An 18,099-nucleotide genomic window follows, 5' to 3' on the forward strand; every position below is an offset into this window, starting at 1 on the left:
CTTAGCCGTAGAAGAGCTTCTCGAACACGCGTCGGGCTTGGCGCGCGGCGCGCATCCAATCCTCCTCCACGGCGGTCGCGGAACGTGCCGGATAGCCCAGCAGACGACCGATCCCGTCGAGGCGCCCGCGATCGGTCGGCAGGACGTCGCTCGTCTGGCCCGACAGCAGCGTGTTGGCCGAGCGCAGCCGGCTGGCCAGCCGCCAGGCCGCGGCGAGCTTGTCGGCTGCCTCCCCCGGGATGAGCTCGGCCGAGACCGCCGCCTGCAGCGCTCCGACGGTCGAGGTGGTCCGCAGGCCCGGCACCCGGTGGCCGTGCTCGAGCTGCACGAGCTGGACGAGCCACTCGACGTCGCTGAGCCCGCCGGGGCCGAGCTTGAGGTGACGCGATCGATCTTGTCCCTGCGGCAGCCGCTCGTTCTCGACGCGCGCCTTGATGCGGCGGATCTCGCGCAGACCCTGCGGGTCGGCCGTGACGGGGTACCGCAGGTCGTCGGCGAGCGCGAGAAACCGCGTGATGAGCGACACGCTCCCGGCGACGCCGCGGGCCCGCAGGAGCGCTTGCGCCTCCCAGGAGAGCGACCAGCGGCGGTAGTACTCGGCGTACGAGTCGAGCGAGCGCACGAGGGGGCCGTTCCGTCCCTCGGGGCGCAGCCCGGCATCGAGCTCGAGCGGCAGTCGGTGGTCTTCGGAGTACCGCCGGATCCCCTGCACGAGAGCGAGCGCGAGCTCTTGGGCCCGCTGCGCGGGAACGCCGTTGGCGTCGTAGACGTAGATGATGTCGGCGTCCGAGCCGAAGCCGAGCTCGGCGCCGCCGAAGCGGCCCATCGCGATGACCGAGAAATCGAGACGCTCGTCCTCGGGCGGGACGATCTCGCGACGGACCGCGCGCAGCGTCGCCTGGATGGTCACCTCGGTGATGGTCGTCAGCCCCTCGGCGAGCTGTTCGATCGACAGCTCCCCCACCACCGCCGCCATCGCCAGGCGCAGGAGCTCGCGTCGGCGCAGCGCGCGCACCGCCGACATGGCGTCGTCGATCGACGCGTGGCGGGTCTGGATCGCCCGCGCCTCCTCCTGGAGGACGATGCCGGGCCGGGGTCGCAGCTGATCGTCGGAGTCGAGCCAGGCGATGGACTCGGGGATCCACTCCATCAGCTCGCCGACGTATCGCGAACCCGAGAGCAGCCGGGTCAGGCTCTCGGCCGCTCCCGACGAGTCGCGGAGCATCCGGAGGAACCAGGGCGTGTTCCCGAGTCTCTCGCTGACGCGCCGGAAGGCGAGCAGCCCGTAGTCGGGATCGACGCCGTCGGCGAACCAGCGGATCATGACGGGCATCAGGTGTCGCTGGATGACCGCCTTGCGGCTGAGCCCGCTCGTCAGCGCCCCCATGTGGCGCAGCGCGCCCGCGGGGTCGCGGAACCCGATGGCGGCCAGGCGCGCCTTCGCCTGCTCCGGCGAGAGGGTGTGCTCATCGGCCGGGAGCGCGGCGACCGCCGACAGCAGCGGCCGGTAGAAGAGCCGTACGTGGATCTCGCGCACCTCGCGCTTGATCTCCTCCCACGCCGCGACGACGCGGTCGCCGCCGTCGCCGACACGGGACGATCGAGCGAGGGTGCGCAGCGAGGCGCCGTCCTCGGGCATGAGGTGGGTGCGCCGCAGCTCGCGCAGCTGCAGACGGTGCTCCATGACGCGCAGCCGCCGGTAGTCCAGCGCGAAGCGCGCGGCATCCTCCCGGCCGATGTACCCCTCGGACACGAGCGCGTCGAGGGCGTCGAGCGTGGACCGCTCCCGGATGCGCTCGTCCGACGCCCCGTGCACGAGTTGCAGCAGCTGCACGGTGAACTCGATGTCGCGGATGCCACCCGGCCCCAGCTTGAGCTGGCGGGCGACCTCGCCCGACGGGATGTGGTCGGTCACGCGCTCGCGCATCCGCTGCACGCTCTCGACGAAGTTGTCGCGCGCCGAGCTCGCCCACACCTTCGGCTGCACCGCCTCGACGTACTGCTCGCCGAGCTCGACGTCGCCCGCCAGCGGCCGGGCCTTCAGCAGAGCCTGGAACTCCCAGCTCTTCGCCCACCGGTCGTAGTAGGCGATGTGCGATTCGAGCGTGCGGACGAGGGCACCCTGCTTCCCCTCGGGACGCAGGTTCGGATCGACCTCCCAGAGGGGGGGCTCGATCTCGACCTCGGAGATGCCGCGCATCGTCTGGATCGCGAGTCGCGTCGCGATCTCGATCGCGCGGGCCTCCGGCGCAGCGGCGTCGTCGGCCGTCCCGCCGACGAAGATGACGTCGACGTCGCTCACGTAGTTGAGCTCGCGCGCCCCGGACTTGCCCATGCCGATGATGGCGAGCCGGGTCGCGGCGACCGCCTCGCGGTCGAAACGCCCGGCGCCGGGCACCCCGGCCACGAGCCGGCTGCGCGCGACTGCGAGCGAGGCCTCGAGGGCGGCTCCCGCGGCGTCGGCGAGGGCGGCCGCGACGGCGTGGAGCACGAGCGTCGGATCGGACGACGAGAGGTCGAACCGCGCGATCCGCGCCAGCATGCGGCGGTACCGGACCCGAAGCGCGACCCAGGCCTCGTCGCCCGATCCGGTGGCGAAGCCGTCACGCGCGCCGACCGCCTCGAGCATCGACGTGGCGAGCTCGTCGCGGGTCGGGAGCCCGTCGCCCTCCGACGCGAGGTCGGCCAGTTCCGCCGGGTGGCGGAGGTAGAAGTCGGCGAGCCCCGTCGAGGCGCCGAGGACCGTCCACACCGCTTCCGGCCGACGGCGCAGGGCGTCACCGACGACGGATGCATCCCGGCGGGCGATGCGCAACAGTGCGGCGACCGCGCCGTCGGGGTCGGCAGCGACCTCGGCCGCACCCACCAGCTCGTCGCGGTCGACACCCGTCAGCTCCGCGAGCTCGACGAGGTCGGCATCCGCCCGCCCGAGATCGTCGAACCCCGCTCGCGCCAGCCCCGTCAGTCCGGTCGAACGAAGTGACCGGGTCATGGCGTCAGAGCATCTCCAGGTTGCTCTTGAGCTCGAACGGCGTCACCTGGGCGCGGTAGTTCTGCCACTCGCGACGCTTGTTGAGCAGGACGTAGTTGAAGACCTGCTCGCCCAGGGTCTCGGCGACGAGCTCGGACTCCTCCATGTACTCGAGGGCGTGGTCGAGGCTCGCGGGCAGCGGCGCGTAGCCGAGGGCGCGACGCTCGGAGTCCGTCAGCGACCAGACGTTGTCCTCGGCCTCGGCGGGCAGCTCGTATCCCTCCTCGATGCCCTTGAGCCCGGCAGCGAGCAGCAGCGCGTACGCGAGGTACGGGTTGGCCGCCGAGTCGAGGGCGCGGTACTCGACGCGCGACGACTGGCTCTTGTTGGGCTTGTACATCGGCACGCGCACGAGGGCCGAGCGGTTGTTGTGGCCCCAGGTGATAAAGCTCGGGGCCTCGTCGCCGCCCCACAGCCGCTTGTACGAGTTGACGAACTGGTTCGTCACGGCCGAGATCTCGTTCGCGTGGCGCAGGAGGCCGGCGATGAAGTGCCGGCCGGTCTGCGACAGCTGGTACTGGCCGCCCTCCTCGTAGAACGCGTTCACGTCGCCCTCGAAGAGCGACATGTGCGTGTGCATGCCGCTTCCCGGGTGGCCGCTGAGGGGCTTCGGCATGAAGGTCGCGTACACGCCCTGCTCGATCGCCACCTCCTTGATGACCGTGCGGAAGGTCATGATGTTGTCGGCTGTGGCGAGGGCGTCCGCGTAGCGCAGGTCGATCTCGTTCTGGCCGGGACCGCCCTCGTGGTGGCTGTACTCGACGGAGATGCCCAGGTCTTCGAGCATCCGCACCGAGCGACGTCGGAAGTCGTGCGCCGTGCCGCCGGGGACGTTGTCGAAGTAGCCGGCCGAGTCGACCGGCTCGGGCCCGTCGGGCCCGTAGGACGACGACTTCAGCAGGTAGAACTCGATCTCAGGGTGCGTGTAGAAGGTGAAGCCCGCGTCGGCCGCCTTCGCGAGCGTGCGCTTGAGGACGTGGCGCGGATCGGCGACCGCGGGCTGACCGTCGGGCGTCGTGATGTCGCAGAACATCCGGGCGGTCGGGTCGATCTCACCGCGCCAGGGCAGCAGCTGGAACGTCGACGGATCGGGATGGGCCAGCAGGTCGGACTCGTAGCTGCGGGTCAGCCCTTCGATGGCCGAGCCGTCGAAGCCGAGCCCCTCGGCGAACGCCCCCTCGACCTCGGCCGGCGCGATGGCCACCGATTTGAGGGTTCCGATCACATCGGTGAACCAGAGCCGGACGAACTTGACGCCCCGCTCCTCGATCGTTCGCAGTACGAAGTCCCGCTGCTTGTCCATCGCGTCCTCTCCGAGACAGGGTCGGTTCCAGACTACTGGCGGCGAGCGTCCTCCGACGGCGGCGTGCCCCAGTCGTCCTCCTGGGCTTCGTCCTCGCGCCAGGCCTGCGCGCGATCCGCCATGAGCTGCGGAGCCCGCGCCGCCTCGTCGGCGGAGCGGAACGGGCCGGCTCGGTCGGCCCCCGGGGACTGCTTGCCGTGCTCCACCTCGTGCGTCACGAGGTTGTACCAGAACTCGCCGTCGGCATCGGGCATGATCGCTCCTGACTTGCGCCTGCGCCGGCGCTCAGCCCGAGCCTAATCGGCGGGGCGGACGGTCGATAGGCTGGGTCGCATGAGTGCGAGTGCGACGCGGGCCGTCGGGGTGGACATCGGGGGAACCGGGATCAAGGGAGCCGTCGTCGACCTGTCGACGGGCGACCTGCTGACCGACCGCATCAAGGTCGCGACGCCGAAGGGCGCCGTACCCGAAGACGTGCTGGACGCCGTCAAGGTCGTGCTCGACCGGCTCGAGGTGACCGACGCGGGCGACGTGCCGCTGGGAGTCGCGTTCCCCGCGATCGTCAAGAACGGACGCACGCTCTCAGCCGCGAACGTCGCCGACACCTGGATCGACTTCGAGGCGGAGCGCTTCTTCGAGAAGGGCCTCGGGCGTCAGATCCATTTCGCCAACGACGCGGACGTCGCCGGTGTCGCCGAGCTGCGCTACGGCGCCGCTCGCGACCGCGACGGCCTGGTGATCCTGACGACGCTCGGCACCGGCATCGGCTCGGCCATGATCTACAACGGCGTGCTCATCCCGAACTCCGAGCTCGGTCACGTCCACCGCGCCAAGCACGGCAAGGATGCCGAGGCGTGGGCCGCGTACTCGGCGATGGAGCGCGACGAGCTCGACTGGGCCGAGTGGGCCGAGCGGCTGCAGTGGTACTACAGCCACATCGAGTTCCTCTTCTCCCCCGACCTGTTCGTGGTGGGGGGCGGCGTCTCGAAGCACGCCGACAAGTTCCTGCCCCTGCTCGACCTGAAGACGCCCATCGTGCCCGCCGTCCACCGCAACAACGCCGGCATCATCGGCGCGGCCGCGCTCGCGCTCGCGGGCGAACGTCCCGGTGTCCTGGACGAGACCACGGAGGACCTCGCCGGCACCACGGCGCACTGACGGCGCGTCGGTCGAGCGCCGTCGGATATGGGGGCGAATGGGCCGGCCTGTACGCCGGGTTCTGTGGCGCAACATGTAGGCCCTGTATGGCTTTTGCGACTGAGTAATGTTCTTCCCGGTCAGCGGCCAGGATCTGACGATGGGGGTACCAGTGTGCTGACGGCGTCTGCGGGCACTTCTGCGGACTCTTTGCGGACTGCGTTGCCGCCAGGAACCGCCAAGATGAGACCCCCGCCGGCAGATCACTTAGGCCCTGCTTTCGGATTGCGTGCCGGCCGGCCTCGCCGCAGCATCTAGTTCGCCCGAGGGAGGGGGTTTCCGCGCTCCATCCCTTGCCCTCTGTAGCTCAGTGGATAGAGCAGCGGTCTTCTAAGCCGCTGGTCGCAGGTTTGAACCCCGTCAGAGGGACTGTAACGAGCGAAGAGCGCCGCGCGCACGACGCACACGCGCACACTGGCTCGAAGAGGCGCTAACGTGCGGGGGTGGAGACTTTCCTCAGAGGACTCGCCATCGTTGCAGATGTGCTGACAGTGATGGCCGCTATCGTCACCTTTGCGACCGTTTTCTCTTACTGGCGCAGCAGGCCACGCCTTGAGTTTCAATCCTTGCCAAGTAACCGTCCATATCCCCCACAAAACACTTTCGTGAACGTCAGCAATCGCGGCACAGGACGGCCGGTCCGACACATCTCAATCGGCTGGGCTTGCCTAGACGCCGATGGGAGAGCCATCCACGGGACCGGGGCGGATCCATGGATAGATGAACTTGCTCCACGTCGCGAAGCCTTGATCGAGATAAACCAAACGCCAGTTTTCGGCGCCATCCCTTCCCCCACGCGTTACGAGATCCGTCTCGAAGGTGATGACGCCGGGGCGCTGTGCGAGATTTACGTCGCTGGTTCGCTGGTGACCTGGCGGCGTCATCGGCACTTCGTCTGGTGGACCTATGCCGATCGCATGGCCGGCCACGCCCCATCAGTTCTTTCCGGGAAGCGGATTTCGGCCCACTACGACGCAGTCGTCAACGGTCAGCAGACAGCCAAGTCGCAAGCCGAATTAACCTGACGGGTTTGCTGCCCTACCTTTTCACGGCGGGCACAGCATAACGAGCGCGTCGGCGAGTTCGGTGGTTGGTCATCATGGGAGGATGCTTGTGACCACAGGAAAACGGAGGTGCGTGTTCTGCGGGGCAGGCGAACCCACCAAGGAACATGTGCTTCGGCGGAAGTTCCAGGATCTTCTGAAGTCCAAGCCGGAAACCATCACGTTTACGTCAAATCGGACGACGGCGTTCGGAAACCGAGAGCTGGACTTCCGCTCTCATAGAGGTAAACCGTTCGACTGGCAAGTAAGAGCTGCTTGTGGCGCCTGTAACAACGGTTGGATGAACGCGCTCGAAAACGCCGTCGAAGACGATCTCCTCGCCATGGTCGAGGGGCGGCACCGGGTCATACCCCCCGACCGCGCACGGACGCTAGGGAGATGGGCGCTCAAGACCGCGCTGATCCGTCAACTCATGAACGGCACGAGTATCGCAGATTGGACGACGCCCCGGTTTCATGAGATCTACCAAGACGATCTCAGCGGACCCGTTTGGGTGGCTGTCGGCTCGGTTCCCGACTCGACCAAGTGGCCCCAAATGCCCTCGGCTGTGTACTACCAGCGCGATGCCTTCGGCGAATTTCGAGTGCTTCACAGCACCACTCTGATGAAGCGACTCGTGGTCCACTCCGCGATGGCGCTCGACCGCGGCGGACCACCTACGAGATACCCGGAACTTGGTTCGCTTCACAGCGAAGGCCACCATCGGAATATGTTGCGGTCTCTCGTGCCGTCGGCGTCCTCGACCACATGGCCGATCGAGCCGCCCCTGTCAGACTGGCGGTACGCGGTCAACATCACGCCCCACCTGTTGTTGGCATCCGGATTGGTCTCGCTCAGCGAGGCGACCTTCGTATAGCCGACAGCGACCCGGTAACGTCATATGGACAAGCTGTACCGCATCCCCGCCAGCGGCAGCGGGTCGTGATCGGGTCAGCGTCGAGTGGCTCATCGCTCATCGACGCACGAAACGCAGTGTGCACCGCGCCATTGACGACGGCGCAGCTGACGAGCAAAAGCAGCCGACTTTCTGGCCTTGGCGGGTTTCCCACGTCATCGGCATGCCGCGGGCCCGCCAGTACTCAATGGCTCGACGTTTCCGCATCAGAATCACCTCGCTGACGGGTCGCGTTAGGCCGGACAGTCCGCTCCGGTCACGGGGCACACATCGACAGACCACGCACGTTCGCTGAGGAACTGCAGGAGCGATACAGCGGCCGAGTAAGAGGTATTGACGATGCGGCCAACGGGAATCACTGTGACCTCAGACGCCCCCTCTCGCCGCGCGGCCATTACTACGCCCTCGGCTTTCGACCCGGTGGTCCATGCATCGTCCAGAACCACGAGGTGCCGTCCCTCGAGACTTCCTACGTTCACGAAACCCACAGAGTCGGGATCGCACTCGCGTCCGATCTCGTAGCGACGTTCCGTCTCCACCCGCTCCCAGCTAGCAGGAGCGAACTGAGCGACCCGTTCAAACGGATGCGACCCCTCTCTCGGGTGCCCGGACGGCACGACCGCTACCGCCGTCGGCTCACTCTGCGACACCGCGCTGAGGCACTCGCTGTGATGATAGCTGAAAGACCACATCAGCGCCTGGAGATTGCGGAGCGCAGGAGTCTGACCGCTCGGACGCGCCGCATCCTTATACGCTCGCAGCTCCAGCCTGAACTGCGTGTTGTAGATCGCGTAGGCCAACGGCAGGACTCTGGCGGCCTCGCCACCTCGCATCGTCCACTCGCGGCACTTGTAGCACATGCCGTCTTCAGCACCCGAGCAGCGGGGGCACGTGATTCCCGCGATCTTGACGGGATTATGAATACGTGCGCCGAGCTCCGTGAGTGCTTGCCGACGAACCGTGAGGTTCACATCGAGGCGCTTCGCCTCAAGCAAACGCCAGCTCCGACGGGCCAGCTGTCAGCCGTGTGGATGCGAGGTTCGCCGCCTCATCGGCAGACCCGAACTCCTGCGCGAGACACCTGCTCACCATGTCCCGCCCCCAGCTCGTTCCTGAAGCGACGCTCTCATGCAGCAATACATGATGACCGTGATGTACTGCTGCCTGAGCCTGGTGGCGCGTGCCACTTGCCTCAGCCGCCTCCACGATGATTGTGATGCCGCTAAGTCCGCTCATGGTGACGTTGCGCATTGGAAAGGTCTGCTTCGTAGGCGGGCTCCCCGGCCAGAACTGTGTGAGAATCTCACCGCCGCGAGTGCGGATTCGCTCGAGAAGAGGCGCGTTCTCCCGAGGATAGATCTGCCCGGCACCGTGACCGAGCACCGCCACCGTCCGCCCACCCACTCGAAGCGCCGCCTCATGAGCCGCCGTGTCGATACCCCTCGCGAGTCCCGAGGCGATGGTTACTCCCTGAGCCGCAAGTGTGGCGCTCAGCTCCGAAGCCATCTGGACGGCACGGGGGCTTGCATTGCGAGACCCGACGACCGCCACCGTGCACTCGTCCGCCGCACGGGTACCGGTTCCGAAAAGCACCAGCGGGTAGTCGTACACGTTCCGCAGTGACTCCGGATAGTCCGGACTAGACGAGAACATCACCCTGATACCCGATGCCCGCCATCCCTCGATCTCGGTCGAGATGGCTTCGAGGGCGGACGGGTCGACCTCGATGAGACCGGTGATGCGACTGAAGTACACACCTGTCGGCAGCTCACCGTCTTCGAGCCGAGCCCGCAGATCCTTCGGCCGCATCTTCGTGACATCCGCTGTTCCGCGGAGGAGGGCGACGATCGCCGCTTCCTCCCGAGAGTCGTGAAGAGGCATGTTGCCCATATTAGGCAACCGGGTCAGACATTCATACGGAGCCACGACGACGCGCGGGAGCATCACACTCGGTCCCGCCCACCCTCGTGGGCTGACCACCCCGTCGGCAGAACGTCGCGGCGCCAGGGGCGAATGATGCTCCGCGAGCGACCCACTCTCCGTGCCGGTTCTCGGTAGGTCAGCTCCTTCATCACTCGTGCAGGGGATGCTCTGACTCCAGTTACTCGTCCAGACGCTCGAAGGTGTCGCGCGGGCACCGTGCTCACGGGGAAGACCGCTCGACGAGCTCAGCACCCGCAGCCGTCAGCCTGCGCTGCATCGCAGGGCGATCCTGGATCACGGCCTTCACCTTCGCAGCGAGAGCGTCGCCCTCGCCAGCGTCGTGCAGTCTCCCGATTTCGCGGAGATCCTCCTCGGGCATCTGAAACCACTCCTCCCCCTAGATCCGGCTCGCGACCTCATGGCCGCGGTAGGCCCAGCTCTCGGCACGGGCCGCGACGGCCCGGCAACGGCGATTGATGTCGGCGATCATGACGAAATCGCGGGACTCCGCGTAGTGCGCGACGACTGCGGCGGACGCCTCGGAGAGTGTGATGTTGCTGTCGATCCCTGCCTGCCACGCCATCTCGGTAGTGAGGCCGGGGTCGTGACGGTTGTCACACCCCATGATTACGACGAACAACGAACGGATCTCCTCGATACTCACGACGCCTCCCTCCGAGCAAGAGCCTCCAGCTCGGCGATGCCCTGCATCTGCTCTCGTTCGCTTCGTGCGTTTCTGGCCAGGATGGTCCGAGCCTTCTCATCGGCGTTGGTGACGCGGCCTGGCCGTCCCGCGCCGGCTCTGCGTATCCAGTTCCGATGGGTAGCCGCCCAGTCGACCTTGCGCCCCCTCTGCCCGGGCTGAGCGATCCAGTAGTCCGTGAACTTCGCATGCTCCGCCTTCTGATCGACACCAGGGAACTGCGCTCGCAGACGCTCGACCTCTTCTGTCGCCGGCATCCACCCGTCAGGCAGTCGAGTTCCCCTACTGAGTGATCCTCTGGATGATCTCTGGTGATCTCTTCTGCTACCGCTGGCGTCTGGGTAGGTCCGTGCTCTGAGCGGGTTAGGTCGACGCTGTCGGCCTTATTGGCTACGCGCCTAGTTGGCTCCTGGCCTACTTGGCTACGGGCGGTAAAGGCGTGGTTGACGGTGATGAGATCCGACGACCGATAGCCGCCAGCACCAGACCGCCGTTCGCGGACGATCGCTCCGACCTTCTCGAGCTCACGGAGAGCTCGCAGAACATAGTCCGTCGACGCACCCAACATGGTGGCCAGGGTCGCCTGGGACACGAATACGAATGTCTGGTGCGAACGGTCGTCAGTTCGGAAGCAGAGAGCTGCTAGAACCGTCCTCTCGCGCATCTTCAGGTCGCCAAGCCCGTAGGCCCACTCCGCATCGTGAAACCCCATCACCGGTTCCACCTGACCAAAGCCAAGACTCGATCCGCGACGGCCGCGGCTGTCACTTTGTCGAGACGAGAGGAATCAGGCAGATCGAGATGGACCGCGACAGTCTTTCCTCTCTCGAAAATGGGGTCGACGATGTCCTCGGCGCGGTCCACCGCCGCATCTGCCTCCTCGAATCCCGGCGTCGACATTGCGCGTTCGGTCCCCCATTCGGGACGTTCCGCCTCCACGACATCGCGATGAGCAGCACCGAGCACATCCGCCAGCCAGAAGCCTTCGGATCGCCCGAGTTCCCGCGTGAGAAGGGAACTCGCGATGAACATCCGACTTCGGTGATAGTCCCCGATCTTCCCAACATAATCACCACTCGCCGCGACGCGTACGGTGACCACCTGGCACGCATAGGCGCAGACAACTCCATCGCCACGGGCGTCATGCTCCTCGCCACGGAACTCGATCCAGACCTCCCCATCGCTCAGCGGGCCCCGTATGACCCTCACCGCCCACTCCGGAACTGCAGAGCGAGGCAGGACAGGCACTGGCACCGCACCAACCCCGCCCGCCCCATCGTCAGGTCGCGAAAGATCCCGCTCCTGGCTCAGCTCCGCCTCCAGATGCTCAGCCTAGGTGGGCCGCCGGCTGACCGCGCCCCTCGCCCTGACGATCTCATTCCCGTAGATGGTCGCCCATTCACGCAGAGCCTCCCGCACCTCGTCCGGTTCCCGGGACGCGTCGGCGTTCTGATCGTTCCTGCGGCCCCTGCTTTCACTCTGGCGAGAGCCATGCCCACAGTTCCTTGATGCGCAGACACAGCCTCCACGGTCGGGCGCAGCGTGTCGTCGTGGATGTCGACATAGATCTGGGTCGTCGCCGGCGACGCGTGACCGAGTAGACGCTGAACGGTGAAGGTGTCTTGCTCGACGTTGTACGCAATCGTCGCGAACCGACGCCGAAGCATGTGCATTGTGACACCGGCCGGCAGAAGGTGGTTCACCCGCTTGCCGAGGTAGTGCGGGCTGATGTGTCCGTTGTAGTCCCCGGGGAACAGGAATCCGGCGCCTCTGACTCGGATCGCCCGAGCGAGGTCGGCCGGCACCAGCACGATCCGCTCCATAGAGCCCTTCCCACGCACGCGGAGCGAGTGCTCCTCATCGCGCTCCCGCAGGTCCGTGCTGTGCAGCCCCGCGACCTCCGCATAACGGAGCCCGAGGTCCGCCGCTCGAGCCGCGCAGCTCACCGACGCGACAGGGACGAGCATGCACGCCCTCCGGCACTACTACGCGAGCCTGCTGATCCGGTACGGCGAGTCGGTGAAGACCGTGCAGGGGCGTCTCGGGCACAAGTCCGCGGCAGAGACGCTGGACACCTATGGCCACATGTGGGCAGACTCCGACGACCGCACGCGCGAGACCGTGGACAGCGTTCTCGCGCGTGCGGTCTCCTCGCGGACCGCGGACGGCACGAACGCCTGAAAGGGCAGATCAGAGGCGATAAGGCGAATGGGCCGGCCTGTACGCCGGGTTCTGTCCGGGGGCGTGAGCCCCGTGGACGGCCATCTCTCTCGGCGACACGTTGCCGTGCCGCTCCAGCGGTCTACCCGGGGACTCGGCGGACCGCGTCTGCATCCCCTGTCTGACCTTGCTCCGGACGAGGTTTACCGTGCGGGCCGTGTCACCACGACCCCGGTGGTCTCTTACACCACCCTTTCACCCTTACCGGCGCGGACGCCGGCGGTCTGCTTTCTGTGGCACTATCTCGCGGATCACTCCGGGTGGGCGTTACCCACCGTCCTGTCCTGTGGAGCCCGGACGTTCCTCGGTGCGGTCTCCCGCCACGCGACCGTCCAGCCGACCCATTCGCCCGTCGAGTCTACCGGCGGGTCGCCCATCCTCCGTCGTCAGCTCTTGTCGGCCGACTCCGCGATGCGCACGTCGAGCAGGAAGTCCAGCGGGAACGAGCCGAACAGCAGGCGTCCGGCGGCATCGGCCGCATCGCCGACTGCCTCAGCCGCGGCCTCGGCCTGATCGGCGGGGACGTGGACGATGATCTCGTCGTGCAAGAAGAACGCCAGGTGCGCGCGCCCCGTCACGGGGTGGTCGCCGACGGCCGGGAATCCGACGAGCCGCCGACGGAGATCGGCGAGCCAGGCGAGCGCCCATTCGGCGGCCGTCCCCTGCACGACGAAGTTGCGGGTGAAGCGGCCGCGCTCCCGCGCCCGCGACCGGGCGAGCGAGCTCACGGCGTCGGAGGCCTCGGACTCGGCGGCATCCGCCTGCAGGTCGCGCCAGGCGGCGGAGGGCGCGGGGCTCGTGCGGCCCAGCAGGGTCCGGACGGATCCGCCCTCCTCGCCCACCCGCGCCGCGTCGTCGACGAGCGCCATGGCCCGCGGGTACGCCCGCCGCAGGGTCGGCACCAGACGGCCGCTGTCTCCGGTCGTGGCACCGTACATCGCCCCGAGCAGTGCCATCTTCGCCTCCTGCCGCGAGGGCACGGTGCCCCGGGCGACGATGCCCTCGTAGAGGTCGCGCCCGCGTGCCGCCTCCGCGAGGGCGAGGTCGCCGGACATGGCGGCGAGGATGCGGGGTTCGAGCTGCGCCACGTCGGCCACGACGAGGCGCCACCCGTCGTCGGCACGGACGGCGGGACGCAGCATCCGGGGCAGCTGCAGAGCTCCCCCACCGGACGATGCCCACCGCCCGGTGACGACGCCGCCGGGCACGTACACCGGACGGAAACGGTCGGCCGGGATCCACTCGTCCATCCAGGCCCAGCCGTTGGCGCTGAGCAGACGCATGGCGCGCTTGTACGCGAGCAGCGGTTCGATGACGGGATGCTCGTGCCGCCGGAGCTCCCACTTGCTCGTCGACTCGACGAGAACACCCACGCGATGCAACGAGCGCAGCAGACGCGGCTGCGAGTCGAGGCTGGCGGCGGGATCGGCGAGCTCGACGCGTACGGCCTCGGCCAGCTCGCCCACCCGGCTCGGCAGCTCGCCGGGTCGGGGCCGCGGCCCGAGGATGCCGGCGAGGATCGCGTCGTGCGTGTCGCGGCTCCAGGGCACGCCTGCATGATGCAGCTCCACCGCCACGAGCGCCCCCGCCGATTCCGCCGCCGTCAGCAGACGCAGCCTGCCGGGATCGGCGGATCCGCGGATCGCCTCGACCTGGCGCGCGTACTCGGCCACCGTCGCGTCGAGGTCGTGCGGGATCGCGTCGGGTGCGGGCTCGAGCGCGAACAGCGCATCACTGTCATCGGCGGGGGCGGCGGACGCCGCGTCCCAGACCGTCGCGGAGCGGAGCCCCGTGGCGTCGGCGACCAGCGAGCTGTCACGCAGGATCGCGTGGCAGAGGCGGACGTCGTGGCAGCGCGCGATCCGGACACCGGCGGCGAGCACGTCGTGGTACCAGGCCGTCGTGTCGGACCAGATCCAGCGCGTGTCGGGATCGTCGGCGAGCTCGGCCGCGAGTCGCTCGCGGGCGATCGTGCGTCGTTCGAGCACCGCTCCGCCGGCGTCGACGACCGCGACGTCGACCGCACCGTCGCTCCGACGCCCGACTGCGCGCCACGGGGCGCGCGCGTCGGTCATCGCCCGGTCACAGGCCGGATTCGTCGGTGCGCACCAGGATGCAGCCGCACTGCGGGCACGTGACGACGTCGTCGTCCGCGGCCCGCGCGATCGTGCTCAGATCGGTCCCCGACAGCTCCATGTTGCAGCCGCCGCACGTGCGCCGCTGCAGGAGGCCCGCGCCCGGCGAACGCTCGGCGAGGGCGTCGTAGCGGGCCAGGAGGTCGGCCGGGATCCGGGCGGCCACGGCAGCGCGATCGCGGGTGGCCGCGTCGAGGCGGGACTGCGCGTCGGCGACGGCTGCCTTTCCCTCGGCGCTGAGCCGTCCGCCCTCGTCGTTGACCTCGGCGATGAGGGCCTGCTGCGCGGAGATCGCCGCCTCCGCGATCTCCAGACGCTCCATGGCCTCGAGCTGACCGTCCTCAAGCTCGCTCTTGCGACGGGCCAGAGACGCGATCTCGTGCTCGAGCCCCTGAGCGTCCTTCGGGTTGGCGGTCGACGCGAGCCGCTCGACATCGCGGGCGGAGCGCGCGTCGACCACGGCGACGTCGGAGGCGATGCGCTTGAGCTCGGCCTCGATGTCGTCACGGGTGCCGAGCAGGCCCGTCAGTTCGACGGACAGCGCCTGGCGCCGTGCGAGCAGCTCGTTCACGCGCGCGGCCTGAGCCGGATTGCGCTTCGCCGCCTCCGCACCGCGCGCCTGCGCGTCGAGACGGGCGATGTCGAGCAGCAGCAGCTGATCTGCGGGGGTGGCTTTCATGTGGGCCCAGAGAGACTCGAACTCCCGACTCCCTCGGTGTAAACGAGGTGCTCTAACCAACTGAGCTATAGGCCCCCGCTCTCAGTGTACGAGAGCGCCGACTCGTCCGAGCGTGGGTAGGCTGTCGTGCGGTGCTTGTGCGCGCCCGACAACGCCCGCGCACTGCCCGTGGTGATTACCTGGCACGATCTGCCATACGAGAAAGGTCGCCCGTGACTGTCAACGATCAAGACCCCTACTCCCAGGACGCCCTGGACAGCGACCCGGAAGAGACCGGTGAATGGCAGGAGTCGCTGCGCCAGCTGGTCGACGCGAAGGGCTCGGGTCGCGGTCGCGAGATCATGCTGAGTCTGCTGCAGGCGTCGCACGAGCTGCAGCTGAACGTCCCGCAGGTGCCGGTGACGGACTACATCAACACCATCGCGCCCGAGAACGAGCCGGAGTTCCCGGGTGACGAGGAGCTCGAGCGCCGGTATCGCCGGTGGATCCGCTGGAACGCGGCCGTCACGGTGCACCGCGCGCAGCGCCCCGGCATCGGCGTCGGCGGTCACATCTCCACGTACGCCTCCTCGGCATCCCTCTACGAAGTCGGCTTCAACCACTTCTTCCGCGGCCCCGACCACGCGTCGGGCGGCGACCAGATCTTCATCCAGGGCCACGCGTCGCCGGGCATCTACGCGCGCTCGTACCTCGAGGGTCGTCTGAGCGAGAGCCAGCTCGACGGATTCCGCCAGGAGGCGTCGAAGGCGCCCGACGGCATCCCGTCGTACCCGCACCCGCGCCTCATGCCCGACTACTGGCAGTTCCCCACGGTCTCGATGGGCCTCGGCCCGATCAACGCCATCTACCAGGCGATGAACAACAAGTACCTGACCAACCGGGGCATCAAGGACCTCTCCGACTCGCACGTCTGGGCCTTCCTCGGCGACGGCGAGATGGACGAGGTCGAGAGCCGCGGTCAGCTGCAGGTCGCGGCGAACGAGGGACTCGACAACCTCACCTTCGTGATCAACTGCAACCTCCAGCGGCTCGACGGCCCGGTGCGCGGCAACGGCAAGATCGTCCAGGAGCTCGAGGCCTACTTCCGCGGTGCCGGCTGGAACGTCATCAAGGTCGTCTGGGGCCGCGGGTGGGACGAGCTGCTGTCGCAGGACGACGACGGCGCGCTCGTCCGCCTCATGAACACCACGCCGGACGGCGACTTCCAGACCTACCGCGCCGAGGACGGCGCCTTCATCCGCGAGCACTTCTTCGGGCGCGACGAGCGCACCGCGTCGCTCGTCAAGGACTGGTCGGACGATGACATCTGGGGCAAGCTGCGCCGCGGCGGCCTCGACTACCAGAAGGTCTACGCCGCGTACAAGCAGGCGATGGAGCACAAGGGACAGCCGACCGTCATCCTCGCGAAGACGATCAAGGGCTACGGTCTCGGTCACCACTTCGAGGGCCGCAACGCGACCCACCAGATGAAGAAGATGACGCTCGAGAACCTCAAGCAGTTCCGCGACTCGATGCGCATCCCCATCACCGACGCGCAGCTCGAGGAGAACCCCTACCTGCCGCCGTACTACCACCCCGGCGCCGACGACGAGACGATCCGCTACATGCTGGACCGCCGTCGCGACCTGGGCGGCTTCCTGCCCCAGCGCCGCACGGAGCACGCGCCTCTCACGCTCCCGGGCGACGAGTCGTACGCGCTGCCGAAGAAGGGCTCCGGCACGCAGGAGATCGCCACCACCATGGCGTTCGTCCGCCTGCTCAAGGACCTGCTGCGTTCGAAGGACTTCGGCCACCGGATCGTGCCGATCATCCCCGACGAGGCCCGCACGTTCGGCATGGACGCCTACTTCCCGACCGCGAAGATCTACAACCCGCACGGCCAGAACTACACCTCGGTCGACCGCGAGCTGCTCCTGGCGTACAAGGAGAGCCCGCAGGGTCAGATCCTGCACGTCGGCATCAACGAGGCCGGCGCCCTCGCCGCGTTCACCGCGGTGGGCACCTCGTACGCGACCCACGGCGAGCCGCTCATCCCCGTCTACGTCTTCTACTCGATGTTCGGGTTCCAGCGCACGGGTGACGCTCAGTGGGCGGCGGGCGACCAGATGGCGCGCGGCTTCATCATGGGCGCGACCGCGGGTCGCACCACGCTGACGGGCGAGGGCCTGCAGCACGCCGACGGACACTCGCACCTCCTCGCGTCGACGAACCCGGCCACGGTCTCGTACGACCCCGCGTACGGGTACGAGATCGCGCACATCGTCCGCTCGGGCATCGAGCGCATGTACGGCGGCAACCACCCGGATCCGAACGTCATGTACTACATCACGCTCTACAACGAGCCCCTGGTGCAGCCCAAGGAGCCCGAGGATGTCGACGTCGAGGGCATCGTCCGCGGCATCCACCGCGTCAGCGTCGGCGAGGGCGACGGCCCTCGTGCCCAGCTGCTCGCGTCCGGCGTCGGTGTGCCGTGGGCGTACGAGGCCCAGAAGCTCCTCAAGGAGGACTGGGGCGTGATCGCCGACGTGTGGTCGGTCACGAGCTGGACCGAGTTGCGCCGCGACGGCCTGACGGCCGACGAGCACAACTTCCTGCACCCGACCGAGGAGCCGCGCACCGCGTTCGTCACCGAGAAGCTCAACGACTCCGAGGGTCCGGTCGTCGCCGTCAGCGACTTCATGCACGCCGTGCAGGACCAAATCCGACCGTGGGTGCCCCGTCGCTTCGCAACGCTGGGCGCGGAGGGCTTCGGCTTCTCCGACACGCGTCCCGCTGCGCGCCGGTTCTTCAAGATCGACGGACCCTCGATCGTCGTCCGGACGCTGCAGGCGCTGGCCGAGGACGGTGTCGTCGACCGCGGTCTGTCGGCGCAGGCGATCGAGCGCTACCGCCTGCACGACGTGACCGCAGGAACGAGCGGAAACGCGGGCGGCGAGAGCTGACACGTCG

The 18,099-nt window shown here is 68.0% G+C and carries 13 protein-coding genes, 2 tRNA genes, 1 other RNA gene and 1 pseudogene; 6 read left to right on the plus strand and 11 right to left on the minus strand.

Annotation, left to right across the window (positions count from 1 at the left end; all coding sequences use genetic code 11):
• Position 1 precedes the first annotated feature (1 nt).
• The 3 genes from BLT21_RS03315 to BLT21_RS03325 are packed head-to-tail and all read right to left on the minus strand — an operon-like array spanning position 2 to position 4,588.
• Positions 2-2,992, minus strand: coding sequence for a bifunctional [glutamine synthetase] adenylyltransferase/[glutamine synthetase]-adenylyl-L-tyrosine phosphorylase (locus BLT21_RS03315; RefSeq protein ID WP_091499203.1), 2,991 nt, complete (start codon positions 2,990-2,992; stop codon positions 2-4).
• 4 nt (positions 2,993-2,996) lie between these two features.
• Entirely contained in the window at positions 2,997-4,334 is a 1,338-nt protein-coding gene (gene glnA, locus BLT21_RS03320; protein ID WP_091499207.1) for a type I glutamate--ammonia ligase, read from the minus strand.
• 32 nt (positions 4,335-4,366) lie between these two features.
• Positions 4,367-4,588, minus strand: coding sequence for a hypothetical protein (locus BLT21_RS03325; protein WP_091499210.1), 222 nt, complete (start codon positions 4,586-4,588; stop codon positions 4,367-4,369).
• Positions 4,589-4,667: 79 nt separating this feature from the next.
• On the opposite strand from BLT21_RS03325, the gene ppgK reads away from it, so the two are divergent.
• The 4 genes from ppgK to BLT21_RS03340 all read left to right on the plus strand — a co-directional run bounded on the left by ppgK (position 4,668) and on the right by BLT21_RS03340 (position 7,451).
• On the plus strand, positions 4,668-5,492 hold the full coding sequence (gene ppgK / locus BLT21_RS03330) for a polyphosphate--glucose phosphotransferase (protein ID WP_091499213.1): 825 nt from the start codon (positions 4,668-4,670) through the stop codon (positions 5,490-5,492).
• 335 nt (positions 5,493-5,827) lie between these two features.
• Positions 5,828-5,900 (plus strand) — tRNA-Arg (locus BLT21_RS03335).
• Between the two features lie 74 nt (positions 5,901-5,974).
• Positions 5,975-6,556: a hypothetical protein gene (locus tag BLT21_RS15500; RefSeq protein WP_143024932.1), complete on the plus strand. Its 582-nt coding sequence runs from the start codon at positions 5,975-5,977 to the stop codon at positions 6,554-6,556.
• An 82-nt stretch (positions 6,557-6,638) separates the two neighbouring features.
• Positions 6,639-7,451, plus strand: a complete 813-nt coding sequence (locus BLT21_RS03340; protein ID WP_143024933.1) for a hypothetical protein — start codon at positions 6,639-6,641, stop codon at positions 7,449-7,451.
• A 1,026-nt stretch (positions 7,452-8,477) separates the two neighbouring features.
• Here the strand turns inward: BLT21_RS03340 and BLT21_RS03350 are convergent.
• The 4 genes from BLT21_RS03350 to BLT21_RS15935 form a co-directional block, all read right to left on the minus strand.
• Entirely contained in the window at positions 8,478-9,371 is an 894-nt protein-coding gene (locus BLT21_RS03350) for a DNA-processing protein DprA (RefSeq protein ID WP_176786799.1), read from the minus strand.
• A gap of 439 nt (positions 9,372-9,810) precedes the next feature.
• Entirely contained in the window at positions 9,811-10,077 is a 267-nt protein-coding gene (locus BLT21_RS03355) for a hypothetical protein (protein WP_091499231.1), read from the minus strand.
• A 750-nt stretch (positions 10,078-10,827) separates the two neighbouring features.
• Positions 10,828-11,148 carry a hypothetical protein gene (locus BLT21_RS15505; RefSeq protein WP_143024934.1) on the minus strand — a complete coding sequence of 107 codons (321 nt, stop codon included), beginning with the start codon at positions 11,146-11,148 and terminating at the stop codon, positions 10,828-10,830.
• Between the two features lie 275 nt (positions 11,149-11,423).
• Complete coding sequence (locus tag BLT21_RS15935; protein ID WP_091499244.1) at positions 11,424-12,083, minus strand: tyrosine-type recombinase/integrase; 660 nt, start codon at positions 12,081-12,083, stop codon at positions 11,424-11,426.
• Here BLT21_RS15935 and BLT21_RS03375 point away from each other — a divergent pair.
• Positions 12,058-12,297 (plus strand): annotated as a pseudogene (locus tag BLT21_RS03375) (tyrosine-type recombinase/integrase); the annotation flags it as partial. The gene BLT21_RS15935 and the pseudogene BLT21_RS03375 overlap by 26 nt on opposite strands.
• A gap of 24 nt (positions 12,298-12,321) precedes the next feature.
• Here the strand turns inward: BLT21_RS03375 and rnpB are convergent.
• The 4 genes from rnpB to BLT21_RS03395 form a co-directional block, all read right to left on the minus strand.
• An RNA gene (gene rnpB / locus BLT21_RS03380) (RNase P RNA component class A) lies at positions 12,322-12,680 on the minus strand.
• A gap of 42 nt (positions 12,681-12,722) precedes the next feature.
• Complete coding sequence (locus BLT21_RS03385) at positions 12,723-14,411, minus strand: bifunctional 3'-5' exonuclease/DNA polymerase (RefSeq protein WP_091499248.1); 1,689 nt, start codon at positions 14,409-14,411, stop codon at positions 12,723-12,725.
• Positions 14,412-14,418: 7 nt separating this feature from the next.
• Entirely contained in the window at positions 14,419-15,150 is a 732-nt protein-coding gene (locus BLT21_RS03390; protein WP_091499253.1) for a zinc ribbon domain-containing protein, read from the minus strand.
• A 1-nt stretch (position 15,151) separates the two neighbouring features.
• A tRNA-Val gene (locus BLT21_RS03395) sits at positions 15,152-15,225 on the minus strand.
• A gap of 137 nt (positions 15,226-15,362) precedes the next feature.
• Between BLT21_RS03395 and aceE the strand changes: the two genes are divergently transcribed.
• On the plus strand, positions 15,363-18,092 hold the full coding sequence (gene aceE / locus BLT21_RS03400) for a pyruvate dehydrogenase (acetyl-transferring), homodimeric type (protein WP_091499257.1): 2,730 nt from the start codon (positions 15,363-15,365) through the stop codon (positions 18,090-18,092).
• Positions 18,093-18,099: the final 7 nt, after the last annotated feature.

The sequence above is a fragment of the Microbacterium sp. cf332 genome (assembly GCF_900102175.1).
Taxonomy (GTDB): domain Bacteria; phylum Actinomycetota; class Actinomycetes; order Actinomycetales; family Microbacteriaceae; genus Microbacterium.